The following is a 13,229-nucleotide window of genomic DNA, read 5'->3' as shown; positions in this document are numbered from 1 at the left end:
CAATAACCCCATCCCAGATCACAGGATGACTTCGAAGCACCTGTGATGTGCAGCCCCGTTGGGGGACCAAGAGCGGGGTGCCATGGCACCCCGTTCGCCTGTTTAAATCTGTATTCTACAATCAATCGTTAGTCAATAAATTTGGAGCAAAACCAGCACCTTGCCCATACCGAAAGCTCCAATAAATTGGGTAATAATAATCGCTTACCAGAAACCGTAGGTTGGGCAGTTTGCACACCGGCGCTCCGCCCATTCCTGCCTTGAAAGGTTCACTGGACCTTTCACCGGCCAAAGGCAGGACCGGCGCTCACCCCCACAACTCCGCACTCGCCGGGTGCACGCCTGCCGCATCATAAACCAGCGGCGCGTCGCGGTCCTCGGCCAGCAGAAGCGGCCCGTCCAGATCGACGATTTCGGCCCCTTGCGCCACCAGAACGGCGGGGGCCATGGCCAGCGACGATCCCACCATGCAGCCGACCATGACCTGGTAGCCCTCGGCGCGGGCGGCGTCGCGGAGCGCGAGCGCTTCGGTCAATCCGCCGGTCTTGTCCAGCTTGATGTTGACCATGTCGTATTTGCCCTTCAGTCCCGGCAGGCTGGCGCGGTCGTGGCAGCTTTCATCGGCACAGACGGGCAGGGGGCGCGCGATTTCGGCCAGCATGTCGTCGTCCCCGGCAGGCAAGGGCTGTTCCACCATCTGCACGCCAAGGCGCAGCAGGTGCGGGGCGAGGTCGGCGTAGACCTCGGCCGTCCAGCCTTCGTTCGCGTCGACGATGATGCGGGATTTGGGGGCGCCTTCGCGCACCGCCTCTAGCCGGGGCATGTCGTCGGGGGTGCCGAGCTTGATCTTCAACAGCGGGCGCTGGGCGTGTTCCGCCGCCGCCGCGCGCATGTTTTCAGGGCTGTCCAGCGACAGGGTGAAGGCGGTGATCTGCGGGCGCGGCGCGGGCAGGCCCGCGAGTTGCCAGACCGGCGTGCCGCTTTGCTTGGCAGCCAGATCCCACAGCGCGCAGTCGACGGCGTTGCGGGCGGCACCGGGGGGCAGGGCGTCTTGCAGATCCTGCCGCATGATGCCCTCGGGCAGGCTGTCGATCTGGGCGGTCACGCTGTCGAGGGTTTCATCGTAGCGGGCATAGGGCACGCATTCGCCCAAGCCCACCACGCCATCGGCAAAGGCCCGCACGGTCAGAACCTTGGCTTCAGTCCGGCTGCCACGGGCGATGGTGAAGACCTGCGCCAGCCGGAAGGTATCGGCGGTGACAGACAGCATCAGATGGCGTCCAGCGCATCCACAAGACGGGCCGCACCCTGACGGAACGGATCGACGGCAGGCAGGCCCATCCGCTTTTCGGTGGCAGCGAGGTAGGACAGCGCCTCGTCTTCGCCCATCGCGGCGGTGTTGACTGAAATGCCCACCACCTGGCAGGCGGGGTTGGCGATGCGTGCCAGCGGCAGCGCGGTGTCGCGCAGGGTTTCGAGCGACGGCAGGTCATAGCCCGGCAGGCCACGCATGTGGGCGCGGGTGGGTTCATGGGCGAGGATCAGCGCGTCGGGCTGGCCGCCATGAATCAGCGCCATGGTCACGCCGGAATAGGACACGTGGAACAGGCTGCCCTGCCCCTCGATATGATCCCAATGGTCGGCCTCGTTGTCCGGGGTCAGCCATTCGACGGAGCCAGCCATGAAATCGGCGACCACGGCGTCCAGCGGCACACCGTTGCCGGTGATCAGGATGCCGGTCTGGCCAGTGGCGCGGAAGCTGGATTTCATGCCGCGTGCCTTCATCTCGGCGTCGATGGCGAGCGAGGTATACATCTTGCCGACCGAGCAATCGGTGCCCACGGCAAGGCAGCGCTTGCCCGTGCGCTTTTCGCCATTGGCGATCGGGTATTTGACCTCGGGCACGCGCACGTCGTGCAGGGCGCGGCCACAGGCCTTGGCGACGGCGACAAGCTCTGGCTCGTCGCGCAGCAGGTTGTGCAGGCCGGAGGCAAGGTCGAAGCCCTCTTCCAGCGCCTGCACCAGCACCTTTTTCCAGGCGGTCGAGATCACGCCGCCCCGGTTGGCGACGCCCACGACCAGCGTCTTGGCGCCAGCGGCCTTGGCGGCGGCAAGGTCCATGTCGGGCAGTTTCACGTCGGCGCCGCACCCCTCCATCCGGAACTGGCCTACGGCATTGTCGGGCCGCCAGTCGCGGATACCTTGCGCCACTTTCGCGGCCAATTGGTCGGGCGCATCGCCCAGGAACAACAGGTAGGGGGTCTGGATCATCGACGGAACCTCGGGCAGGACAGGGGGACATTGCACCGGTCACGGTGCTCGCGCGCAAGCTAGCGCGCGACATGCTGCCAGTGCAAAGACCAAATTCAGGATTTCGAGGAGTCCAGCAGCGCGATCGGCGCCTCTTGTTCCTGATAGAAGTCCAGCGGTGCACGATCGGAAGCAACGGTGTTGCGTTTGAATTCATAGCGCATCCGGTCGCCTTCCAGCGCCGATGCCACGATCAGCGCCTGGTAGAGATGCCGGGGGCCTTCGTAGATATCGACCAGTCCGCGCAGCCTGGGCGCGCTTTCGGCATCCAGGGTAAAGCCCTCTTCGCCATATTGCAGGATCGGAAACACCTCGTCGCCCACATGCACCGAGCGGCGGCTGCGTTTGCGTTCGGCCTGTGCCTGGGCGGCGCGGAGGCCTTCGAGAACCTCTTTGGGCAAAAAGTCGGTCATGGTCGTGATCCTTTGGTCGTCCACAGTGGAAAATGGCCTCTTGCGAGATTCGGTCAACGCCGGGGCGCTGCCGCATCGCAGAACGGTGCGCATCGGCCACAGTGGCGCCCGGCGGGGTCTGCCACGCTCACGGGAGAGTGCCTTTACAAGCCCGTTGCACTGCGGCACGATAGCCATCATGTGAAAAAAAACAGTAGCTTACCGAGGCGTTGCATTCCCCATGACGACATCTGCGACACGCGCCGATCCCGGTGCAGGGCATCCTTTTCTGGTCTTTTTGAACACCGTGACCGATGACGGCAAGAGCCGCCGACACAACAGTTTCGAGACCGGGGCAGAGGTGATCGCCCTGTTGGAGGCCGAGGGGTTCGCGGCCCCGCCGACGCCGCTGACGCAAGAGCAGATGCACAACCTGCTGACCCTGCGCGAAACCGCTTATGCCGCGCTTTCGGCGGTTGCCGCCGGGCGCGCACCGGGGCGCGAGGATGCGCTGTATCTGACGCAGGCGTTGAAAGCGGCCTACCAGGAGGCCGAATTGCGGATCGACACCGACGGGCTGACCTTTGCGCCGAGCCCCTTGGGGCGGCTATATGAACAACTGGTTCTGTCGATGCACGACCTTCTGCGGTCGCGCGAATTCGCGCGGTTGCGGGAATGCCGCCGATGTTCGCACCTGTTCTTCGACAAGGGGCGTGGTGTGGGGCGGCGCTGGTGTTCGATGGCGCGCTGCGGCAACCGTGCCAAGGCCGAGACCTTCCGCGCCCGCCACCGCGACGCCGCCTGATCTGGAGCGCCGCCCAGAGGCGGCGACCAAGGGGCGATCCGGCGCACCCCCCGCACAAGGCGGGGGCCTTGCCGGACCGCTTGGGGCCCGCCCCAAACCCGGGAGTATTTTTACAAAGAAGAAGATGTGCACGGGGGCAGGGGCGCCCTGCGCCTGTGCGGGTGGTTTGGGGTGCCAAGATGTCTATCTGATGGGGTGAGTGACATTGGAGGACGCATCATGGGATTGCTGATCGACGGCACATGGCACGACACGGGATATGATACCAAGTCCACCGGCGGAGCCTTCAAGCGGAGCGAGGCGCTGTTTCGCAACTGGGTAACGGCCGATGGCAGCGCCGGGGCCACGGGCGCGGGCGGGTTTGCCGCCGAAAGCGGGCGCTATCACCTGTATGTCAGCCATGCCTGCCCGTGGGCCAACCGCACGATGATCTATCGCAGCCTGAAGGGGCTGGAGGATCACATAGATGTGTCGGTGGTGCACCCTGATATGCTGTCGGATGGCTGGACTTTCGGCACGGATTTTCCGGGCACCACCGGGGATCGGCTGTTCGGGTCGGACTTTCTGCGCGAGGTCTATCTGCGGGCCAAGCCCGATATGACCGGCCGGGTCACGGTACCGGTGTTGTGGGATAAGTCGCGCGGCACCATCGTGTCGAATGAAAGCGCCGAGATCATCCGTATGTTCAACACGGCCTTCGACGGCATCACCGGGGATACGCAGGATTTCTATCCCCAGCCGCTGAGGGAAGAGATCGACCGCCTGAATGCACGGATCTATGACGAGATCAACAACGGCGTCTACAAGGCGGGCTTTGCCACCACGCAAGCGGCCTATGACGAGGCCGTTCATCGACTGTTCGACGCGCTGGATTGGGTCGAGGATATCCTGTCGCGCAACCGCTATTTGACGGGCGAGCGGGTGACCGAGGCCGATTGGCGGCTGTTGCCGACGATCCTGCGCTTTGACGCGGTGTATCACCTGCATTTCAAGTGCAACCGGCGGCGGATCGTCGACTATCCGAACCTGTGGGGATGGGCGAAGGAGCTGTATCAATGGCCGGGCCTGCGTGACGTGGTGCACCCCGACCATTTCGTCCGGCACTACCACTATAGCCACGAGTCGATTAACCCCTACCGGATCATCCCGATCAATCCGGTGATCCATTGGAACGCCCCGCATGGGCGAGAGGCATTGCGGGCGGCCTGAAAATCGGTTTGAACCGATCCCGAGGATGAGGGGACGGCAATGGCTGGATCAGAGGCGAAGCGGGATCACGGCGGTGGAGTCGATGGGGCGGTGGCCCGATATGGCGGACCGCGCGAAGGGTGGATCGACCTGTCCACGGGCATCAACCCGGTGGCCTACCCTGTGCCCGCGGTTTCCGACATGGCGTGGACCGCGCTGCCCGATGACGGGGCCTTTGCGGCACTCGAGGCGGCGGCGCGCCGGTTTTGGGCGGTTCCCGATACGGCGGCGGTGCTGGCCGCGCCCGGAGCTTCGGCGCTGATTGCGCGACTTCCGGGCTTGGCCCCGGCCGGGGCGGTAGAGATCCCTGTCCCGACCTATAACGAGCATTGGGCAGCGTTTCGCGCAGCGGGCTGGACAGCGGGCACAGGCGGGGCGCTGGTGGCCGTGCATCCGAACAATCCCGATGGGCGGATCTGGACCGAAGCCGAGCTGGCGGGCGACCGGGTGCTGACGGTGATCGACGAGAGCTTTTGCGACGTGATGCCAGAGGCGAGCCTGATCCATCTGGCGACCCGCCCCGGCGTGGTGGTGCTGAAGAGCTTTGGCAAGTTCTGGGGATTGGCCGGGCTGCGGCTTGGCTTTGCCATCGCACGTCCCGAGATGATCGCGCGCATGGCGGCGATGGTCGGGCCATGGGCGGTGTCTGGCCCGGCGTTGGAGACAGGCACCGCAGCGTTGCGCGATACGGCGTGGGCCGAGGCGACGCGGGCGCGGTTGGCCGGGGATGCCGGTCGGCTGGACGCAATGATGACGCGGGCCGGGGCTGCGGTCGTGGGTGGCACCACGCTGTTCCGGCTGTACGATGTGGGCGACGCGGCGGGCTGGCAGGACCGTCTGGCCAAGCATCATGTCTGGAGCCGGATTTTCCCCTATTCCGACCGCTGGCTGCGGCTGGGCCTGCCCGGACCGGCGGCCCATTGGACCCGGTTGCAGGAGGCGCTGGCATGACGCCGATTCTGCTGTTGGGCGCGATGGCGCTGGATGCCGTCATGGGCGAGCCGCGCTGGCTGTGGGGTCGGGTGCCGCACCCTGCGGTTCTGATGGGGCGCGTGATCGGCTGGGCCGATGCGCGGTTCAACGTGGCGCCGCGCCGGGACAATGGCGTGCTGTTGGTGCTGTCGCTGGTGGCCGGGGCCGGGGCGCTGGGCCTGCTGATCGCGGCGCTGCCGCTTGGCTGGCTGTGGTCGCTTGTCGGGGCGGCGATCCTGTTGGCGCAGAAAAGCCTTGTCGTCCATGTTCAGGCGGTGGCCGACGGGCTGCGCTATGGCGTGGGCGAGGGGCGGCGCGCGGTGGCGATGATCGTGGGGCGCGATACGGGCGCCATGGACGGGCCAGCGGTGGCGCGCGCGGCGATCGAGAGCGCGGCCGAGAATTTCTCGGACGGGGTTGTTGCGCCGGCCTTTTGGTTCCTGATCGGCGGCTTGCCGGGGATTCTGATCTACAAGGTGGTGAACACGGCGGATTCGATGATCGGCTATCGCACGCCCCGGCACGAACAGTTCGGATGGGCCGCCGCACGGCTGGACGATGTGATGAATTGGGTTCCTGCGCGGATCACGGCGGGGCTGATTGCGCTGGCGTTCTGGTCCGCGCGGGCGGTCGAGGTCATCCGGTCCGACGCAGGCCTGCATCGCTCGCCCAATGCGGGTTGGCCCGAGGCGGCGATGGCCGGGGTGCTGGACGTGGCGCTGTCGGGGCCGCGCAGCTATCACGGGCAGGTGCGGGACTTTCCCTGGGTGAATGGCAGCGGCGCGCAAGAGATCGGGGTAGCCGAGGTCGAGGCCGCGATTGCCGTGCTGCGGCGGGTCTGGATCGTGATCGCCGGATTGATGCTGATCCTTGTGCTGTTGTGAGCGCCTGCTAGTCTTTGGCCGATAACAGCCACAGGATTTTCCAATGCGACTGATTTCCGCGACGCTTCTTGCGTTGACCCTTGCCACCGCCGCCCATTCCCAGCAATGCGGCGGCAGCTTTTCCGCCTTCGTCGATGGCCTGCGCCAAGAGGCGCTGCAACGGGGCCACGGGCCGCAGGCGGTCGCCAGCTTTTTCAACGGGGTGCAGCAGGATCAGGCCACCTTGCGCGCCGACCGGGCACAGGGGATTTTCACCCGACCCTTTGTCGATTTTTCGCGCCGATTGATCAGCCAGAACCGCATCGACCATGGCCGCATCAACGCAGACAGGTATCGCAGCACCTTTGACCGGGTGGAGCGGGACTTTGGCCTGTCGCGGGGGGTATTGCTGGCCTTCTGGGCGTTCGAAACCGATTTCGGGGCGTTTCAGGGCGATTTCAACACGGTCAATTCGCTGGTGACCCTGTCGCATGATTGCCGTCGGCCCGAATTGTTCCGCCCGCAGGTTTTCGCGGCGTTGGAGCTGTATGAGCATGGCGACCTTGATCCGCGTACCACCACCGGGGCGTGGGCCGGAGAAATCGGCATGGTGCAGATGCTGCCCGAGGACATCATCGCGCATGGTGTCGATGGCGATGGCGACGGGCATGTGCGGCTGCGAGACTCTGCGCCCGATGCGTTGTTGTCGGGGGCGAACCTGCTGCGCTCGCTTGGCTGGCGGGCGAATGAACCGTGGCTGGTGGAAATCGAGGTGCCGGACAGTTTCGACTGGTCATCGACCGGGCTACAGGACACGCGGCGGGTATCGCAATGGCAGCAGATGGGGGTGCGGGGCCGCAACGGGGCGCTGCCCAACACCAACCTGAGCGCGTCGATCCTGCTGCCGCAGGGGCGCAATGGCCCGGCCTTCATGGCCTATCCGAATTATTCCGTGCTGTTCGAATGGAACCAGAGCTTTGTCTATGTCACCACCGCAGCCTATTTCGCCACCCGGCTGGAGGGCGCGCCGGTCTATGACGCGGGCACCCCTGACCCTGGCCTTGACCAGGGCCAGATGCGCCAGTTGCAGCAGAGGCTGAGCCAGTTGGGCCATGACGTCGGCGGGATCGACGGCATTCTGGGGGCCAACACCCGCGCGGCGGTGCGCAGGGAACAGCAACGGCTGGGGATGCCTGCCGACGGCTGGCCAACGCCGGAGCTGTTGCAGCGGCTATAGGGCCGCCAGTCACCCCGCGTGTCGGGTGAACTGTGCCGCAAGCTCGACATGCGGGCTCCACCGGAACTGGTCGATGACCTGCACCCAGTCGAGGCGATAGCCCGCATCGGTCAGCGTTTTCGCATCGCGGGCAAAGGTGACCGGGTTGCAGGACACGAAGCCGATCCGCGACAGCCGCGCGGTGGCCAGCTCTGCCACCTGCGCCTCGGCCCCGGCGCGGGGCGGGTCGATGACGGCGGCGTCGAAGGCGGCCAGGTCATCGGCCATCAGGGGGCGACGGAAGAGGTCGCGCCCCTCGGTTGTGACCTGTTTCAACCCGTTGGCATGGCGCACACCGTGGTCGAGGGCGGCGATCATTTCCCGGCTGCCTTCGACGGCGTGAACCGGGGCGTTTGCCGCCAGCGGCAGGGAAAACGTGCCGCAGCCTGCGAAAAGGTCCACGATCATCTTGGCGCCTGACGTGGCCTCTTCCATCGCGGCGAGCAGGGCGGCCTCGCCATCCGGGGTGGCTTGCAGGAAAGCGCCGGGCGGGGGCACCACGGCGGCCTTGCCGAACTGTTGTGACGGGGGTGTTTCGGTGAAGACCGTTTCATCCCCCCATGTCAGGCGGGTGAACCGGGGCAGGAATTTCGGCAGCGACAGGCGCAGGCTTTCATCGAGCGGCTTGCCCCCGGTCACGGCGCAGTCAACGCCGTCCGCAGCGACCGTCAGGGCGAAGGACAGCGTGGCGCTGCGCGAGCCGCCCATGCGGGTCATCTCGGCCAGGGCAGGCAGCGCCTCGATCAGGTCGGGGTGCAGCACATGGCATTCGGTGATCGGCACGATGGTGTCGGAGCGGCGCGCATGAAACCCCACCAGCGCGCCCTTTTTCGTGCGTGTCCCGGCCAGCGTGGCGCGGCGGCGGGTCTGGGCCGGAGAAACGTGGATCGGGCGGAAAGCGGTGCTGACGCCCTGCGCGGCCAGTGCGGTTTCCACGACCTCTTGTTTCCACCGGGCAAGGAACCCGTCCGAGGCATGTTGCAGGGCGCAGCCGCCGCATTGGCGGAAATGGCGGCAGGGGGCCTTTACCCGGTCGGGCGAAGGCGTCAGGACGCGGGGGGCGTCCATGCGGCCATCATGGACGTCGCCATCGACGGTTTCGCCGGGCAGCGTCATGGGCACCAGAACGGGACCGGCGGCAATGCCGTCGCCCTTGTGGCCCAGTCTTTGAATCATGAGTTGGGTCATGGCGCGGGCATAACGCGGTTTGCGCCCGGCGGGAAGCGGTCAGGCCGCGGCGGTGGCCGGGCTGAACGCATAGCCTTCGGGCGACAGGATCGTGGCCTCTCGCAGCCCATGGGGCTTGTCGGCGGGCTGTTCCAGCACCATGTGACCTGCCGCCTCGGCCCGTTTCGCGGCGGCGTCCGGGTCAATCCCGAAGAGGTAGAGTTGCAGCCCACCCCCGCGCGGCGGGGATTCCGGCACCAGCCCAAGCAGCGGGTGGCCGCCAAAAGTGCCGTCGGAATGCAACTGCATCATCATCCCGTCATGGCGGACGATGGCGAAATCATCGGAAAGACGGTGGACGGTGAGGCCGAACATATCGGACAGGAACCCGGCCAGCGCACGCACATCCCCCGACAGCAGGTTGACGCCGATGCCTGTCAGGCTGCGGCCGAAATCCTCGGGGGTGACGGTTTCAAGGTCCATGGGGCCTCCTTATTCGGCGGCGGTTTCCTCGATCCCGATGAAGCCGCCCGACTGCCGTTTCCAATAGCGCGCATAAAGCCCGTCCGAGGCGAGCAGAGTGTCATGCGAGCCTTCCTCGACGATCCGGCCATGGTCAAGCACGATGATGCGGTCCATCTGGGCGATAGTGGACAGCCGGTGCGCGATGGCGATGACGGTCTTGCCCTGCATTACGTCGATCAGCGTGTCCTGAATCGCGGCCTCGACCTCGGAGTCGAGGGCGCTGGTAGCCTCGTCCAGCACCAGAACCGGCGCGTCCTTGAGAAAGGCGCGGGCGAGCGCGATACGCTGGCGCTGACCACCCGAGAGCTTGACCCCGCGTTCGCCAAGAAAGGCCTCATAGCCCTTGCGACCCATGTGATCTTGCAGGTCGAGGATGAAGTCATGCGCTTCGGCGCGTTTCGCGGCTTCGATCATCTCTTCCTCGGTGGCGTCGGGGCGGCCATAGAGGATGTTGTCGCGGGCGGTGCGGTTGAACATCGCCGTTTCCTGCGTGACGGTCGCGATCTGCTGGCGCAGGCTGTCTTGGGTCACGGTGCTGATGTCGATCCCGTCGAGCGTGATCTGTCCCTGTTCCGCATCGTAGAGACGCATCAGCAGGTTCACGAGGGTCGATTTCCCGGCGCCCGAGGCGCCGACGAGGCCAATCCTTTGACCCGGCTCGATGACAAGGTCGATCCCTTCGATCCCGCCCGCGTCACGGCCATAGGCAAAGCCCACATTCTCGAACCCGACGCGCCCGGCGATGCGTGGCAGGGGGCGGGCGTTCGGGGCGTCGGTCAGGGTGTGCGGCGGTGTGATGGTGCGCATCCCGTCCTCGACCTCACCGACATGGGAATAGACGCCCATCAGGGTGAAACTGACCCAGCCGGTCATCTGGGCGATCCGCATCGACACGGCCCCGGCGGCGGCGATGTCGCCGGGGGTGGCGATGCCCTGCCGCCACAGCAGGATGGTGGAGAAGATCAGCACAACCGGCAAAATGCCCGCGACGCCCATCAACGCGAAGCGGAAGGCGGTGGAGAGGGTGCCGAATTCCAGCATCCGGTCGCGGAAGAGGCCAAGCGCGTCGAGTGCGGCACGATCTTCGTGATCGGTATGGCCGAAGAGCTTGACGGTCTTGACGTTGGTGATGGTGTCGACGACCTGCCCGGTCACGTTGGCCCGCGCGGCGGCCCGCGCCTTGGACCGCGACCGGACGCGGGGCATGAACCACTTGATCATCCAGATGTAGCCGACGAGCCAGACAAACAGGACCACCGCGATGCGCCAGTCAATCGCGGCCAGCAGCACGGCAGAGCCCGCGAGCGACGCGATGGCAAAGACGAAGGCGTTGATCGATTCCGTGACTGTCAGGGTCAGCGCGTTGGCTGTTTGTGCCTGTTTCTGCGCGATCCGACCGGCGAAATCGTTGTCGAAGAAGGTGACGGCATGGCCAAGCGTCCAGCGGTGCAGGCGCGACTGGATCAGGGGGTAGATGTTGATCGGCAGGGTGATGCCGTTGAACGCCGCTGAAACCCCGAAGGCCAGCGGGCGCACGGCAAGGAAGAAGGCGACATACCCCAGAAGCATCGGCCAGTATTGCAGGACATAGCCCTGAGGGTCGCCGCTGTTGGACACGCTGTCGACGATGACGCCCAGATACCAGGCCGAAACGACCTCCATTGACCCGGCCAGCGCCGAGACGAGGCAGGCCAGCCAGATCACCGGCCACGACCCGTCAAGGCACCAGCGGATGAAGGCCCAGAGCGTGCGCGGTGGTGGGCCGCCAGCGGGCGCAAAGGCGTCGATCAGGTTTGCAAGGCGTCCCAGAAGCCGGTGCCATTGGGTCATTGGGCGGCCTCCTCGGTGCCGATGAAGCCGCCCGATTGCCGCGCCCAGAACCCGGCATAGAGCCCGCCCTTGGCCAGCAGGTCGTCATGGGTGCCGATCTCGGCCACCGTGCCGTCATCCAGCACCACGATCCGGTCCATATGGGCGATGGTGGACAGGCGGTGCGCGATGGCGATCACGGTCTTGCCCTCCATCACGCCGTAAAGCGTGGTCTGGATCATCGCCTCGACCTCGCTGTCGAGCGCGCTTGTGGCTTCGTCCAGCACCAGAATGGGGGCGTCTTTCAGGATCACGCGGGCAAGGGACACCCGCTGGCGCTGCCCGCCGGACAGTTTCACACCGCGTTCGCCGACATGGGCGTCATAGCCGATGCGGCCCTGCGGGTCTGCCAGGTCGAGGATGAAATCATGCGCCTCGGCGCGTTTCGCGGCCTCGATCATCTCTTCCTCGGTGGCGTCGGGGCGGCCATAGAGGATGTTGTCGCGCACCGAGCGGTGCAAAAGGGAACTGTCCTGCTGCACCATGCCGATGTTCAGGCGCAGACTGTCCTGCGTGACCTTGGTGATGTCCTGACCGTCGATCAGGATTCGCCCGCCTTCGGGGTCGTAAAAGCGCAAGAGCAGTTTCACCAGAGTTGATTTTCCCGCGCCGGAGCGGCCGATCAGGCCGACCTTTTCGCCGGGTTTGATGGTCAGTGTCACATCGCGCAAGCCGCCGCTGCCGCGCCCGTAGTGGTGGCTGAGGCCGTCCATGCGGACCCCGCCCCTGGTCAGGGCCAGCGGCGTTGCATCGGGGGTATCCACGAGGTCGATGGGTTGTGCGATGGTTTCCATCCCCTCGGCCACGACCCCGAGCGAGCGGAAGAAGGTCGAGACCGCCCACATGATCCAGCCGGTCATGGCATTGAGGCGCAGCGTCAGCGCCGTTGCCGCCGCCACCACCCCGACCGAAGCCGAACCTTGGACCCAGAGCCACACGCTCCAGCCCACCACGGCCACGACCAGAAAGCCGTTCAACGCGGTCAGCATCACGTCCATCATGGTAAAAATTCGCATCTCATTGGCGAAGGTGCGGCGGGTATGCTCGATCGCGTCCTTGGCGTAGGCGATTTCGCTGTCGTGATGGGCGAACAGCTTGACCGAGTGGATGTTGGTATAGCTGTCCACCACGCGCCCCGTGGTCATCGACCTCGCGTCGGAACTGGCCTTGGAGGCGGGGCCGACGCGTTTCATCGTCCAGCGCACCAGCACGCCATAGAACGCGAGCCAGACCAGAAGTGGCAGCACAAGGCGAATGTCGGCCTCCCACAGCAGCACGGCCGCGCCGATCAGGTAAGCGATGGAAAAGGTGATCGCATCGAAGACCTGAAACACCGCGTCGCCAGCGGCCGGGGGGGCCTGCATGATGCGGTTGGCCAGCCGTCCGGCAAAGTCGTTCTCGAACCAGCCCACGGATTGGCGCAGCACGTGCCGATGCGCGCGCCAGCGGATGAGCGTGCCGAAATTGACGAGGATGCCGTTGTTCAGCAGCGCCACGTCCAGCCCCTGCAACACGGGACGGACGATCAGGATGAAGACCGCGACGGCGACCAGTTCCAGCCCGTGAGCCGCCAGCACCTCGGCCGGGGTGGCGCCGGACAGAAGGTCGACGAGGCGGCCCATGTAGTGGATCAGCCAGACCTCCATCGCGGCCACGACGACCGACATGATGGCGGTGATCAGGAAGAGCCGCTTGAAGGGTTGCGAATAGTCCCACAAGAACGGCCACAGCCGGTTGGGTGGGCTGTCCGTCTCGGGATAGTCCACATAGGGATTCACCAGGTTTTCGAAAAACCGGAACAT

At 65.6% G+C, this 13,229-nt stretch carries 12 protein-coding genes; 5 read left to right on the top strand and 7 right to left on the bottom strand.

Annotation, left to right across the window (positions count from 1 at the left end; translation table 11 throughout):
- Positions 1 to 307: 307 nt before the first annotated feature.
- The 3 genes from dgcA to BKY27_RS15965 all read right to left on the bottom strand — a co-directional run bounded on the left by dgcA (position 308) and on the right by BKY27_RS15965 (position 2,723).
- Complete coding sequence (gene dgcA, locus BKY27_RS15975; RefSeq protein WP_146636269.1) at positions 308 to 1,270, bottom strand: N-acetyl-D-Glu racemase DgcA; 963 nt, start codon at positions 1,268 to 1,270, stop codon at positions 308 to 310.
- Positions 1,270 to 2,271 carry an N-acetyltransferase DgcN gene (gene dgcN, locus BKY27_RS15970; RefSeq protein ID WP_071675489.1) on the bottom strand — a complete coding sequence of 334 codons (1,002 nt, stop codon included), beginning with the start codon at positions 2,269 to 2,271 and terminating at the stop codon, positions 1,270 to 1,272. Before dgcN ends, dgcA begins: the two co-directional genes overlap by 1 nt.
- Before the next feature lie 95 nt (positions 2,272 to 2,366).
- Complete coding sequence (locus BKY27_RS15965; RefSeq protein ID WP_071675488.1) at positions 2,367 to 2,723, bottom strand: hypothetical protein; 357 nt, start codon at positions 2,721 to 2,723, stop codon at positions 2,367 to 2,369.
- A 220-nt stretch (positions 2,724 to 2,943) separates the two neighbouring features.
- On the opposite strand from BKY27_RS15965, the gene BKY27_RS15960 reads away from it, so the two are divergent.
- The 5 genes from BKY27_RS15960 to BKY27_RS15940 all read left to right on the top strand — a co-directional run bounded on the left by BKY27_RS15960 (position 2,944) and on the right by BKY27_RS15940 (position 7,827).
- Positions 2,944 to 3,507, top strand: coding sequence for a CGNR zinc finger domain-containing protein (locus BKY27_RS15960; RefSeq protein ID WP_071675487.1), 564 nt, complete (start codon positions 2,944 to 2,946; stop codon positions 3,505 to 3,507).
- 219 nt (positions 3,508 to 3,726) lie between these two features.
- Entirely contained in the window at positions 3,727 to 4,716 is a 990-nt protein-coding gene (locus tag BKY27_RS15955; RefSeq protein WP_071675486.1) for a glutathione S-transferase family protein, read from the top strand.
- Between the two features lie 39 nt (positions 4,717 to 4,755).
- Entirely contained in the window at positions 4,756 to 5,706 is a 951-nt protein-coding gene (cobD, locus tag BKY27_RS15950) for a threonine-phosphate decarboxylase CobD (RefSeq protein ID WP_071675485.1), read from the top strand.
- A complete protein-coding gene (gene cbiB, locus BKY27_RS15945) occupies positions 5,703 to 6,611 on the top strand; it encodes an adenosylcobinamide-phosphate synthase CbiB (RefSeq protein ID WP_071675484.1) in 909 nt (302 codons plus the stop codon). The genes cobD and cbiB overlap by 4 nt, the downstream gene beginning before the upstream one ends.
- Positions 6,612 to 6,654: 43 nt before the next feature.
- The gene (locus BKY27_RS15940; protein ID WP_071675483.1) at positions 6,655 to 7,827 is read left to right on the top strand and encodes a lytic murein transglycosylase; all 1,173 of its coding nucleotides are present in this window, start codon (positions 6,655 to 6,657) and stop codon (positions 7,825 to 7,827) included.
- Positions 7,828 to 7,836: 9 nt separating this feature from the next.
- On the opposite strand, the gene BKY27_RS15935 is transcribed toward BKY27_RS15940, so the two are convergent.
- The 4 genes from BKY27_RS15935 to BKY27_RS15920 are packed head-to-tail and all read right to left on the bottom strand — an operon-like array spanning position 7,837 to position 13,229.
- Entirely contained in the window at positions 7,837 to 9,054 is a 1,218-nt protein-coding gene (locus BKY27_RS15935; protein WP_071675482.1) for a class I SAM-dependent RNA methyltransferase, read from the bottom strand.
- Positions 9,055 to 9,093: 39 nt separating this feature from the next.
- Positions 9,094 to 9,516: a VOC family protein gene (locus BKY27_RS15930; protein ID WP_071675481.1), complete on the bottom strand. Its 423-nt coding sequence runs from the start codon at positions 9,514 to 9,516 to the stop codon at positions 9,094 to 9,096.
- A 9-nt stretch (positions 9,517 to 9,525) separates the two neighbouring features.
- On the bottom strand, positions 9,526 to 11,388 hold the full coding sequence (locus BKY27_RS15925; RefSeq protein ID WP_071675480.1) for an ABC transporter ATP-binding protein: 1,863 nt from the start codon (positions 11,386 to 11,388) through the stop codon (positions 9,526 to 9,528).
- Entirely contained in the window at positions 11,385 to 13,229 is a 1,845-nt protein-coding gene (locus BKY27_RS15920; protein ID WP_071675479.1) for an ABC transporter ATP-binding protein, read from the bottom strand. Before BKY27_RS15920 ends, BKY27_RS15925 begins: the two co-directional genes overlap by 4 nt.

The sequence above is a fragment of the Nioella nitratireducens genome, assembly GCF_001879715.1.
In the GTDB taxonomy this organism is placed as follows: Bacteria; Pseudomonadota; Alphaproteobacteria; order Rhodobacterales; family Rhodobacteraceae; genus Nioella; species Nioella nitratireducens.
This window is presented reverse-complemented; position numbering and strand designations above follow the sequence as displayed.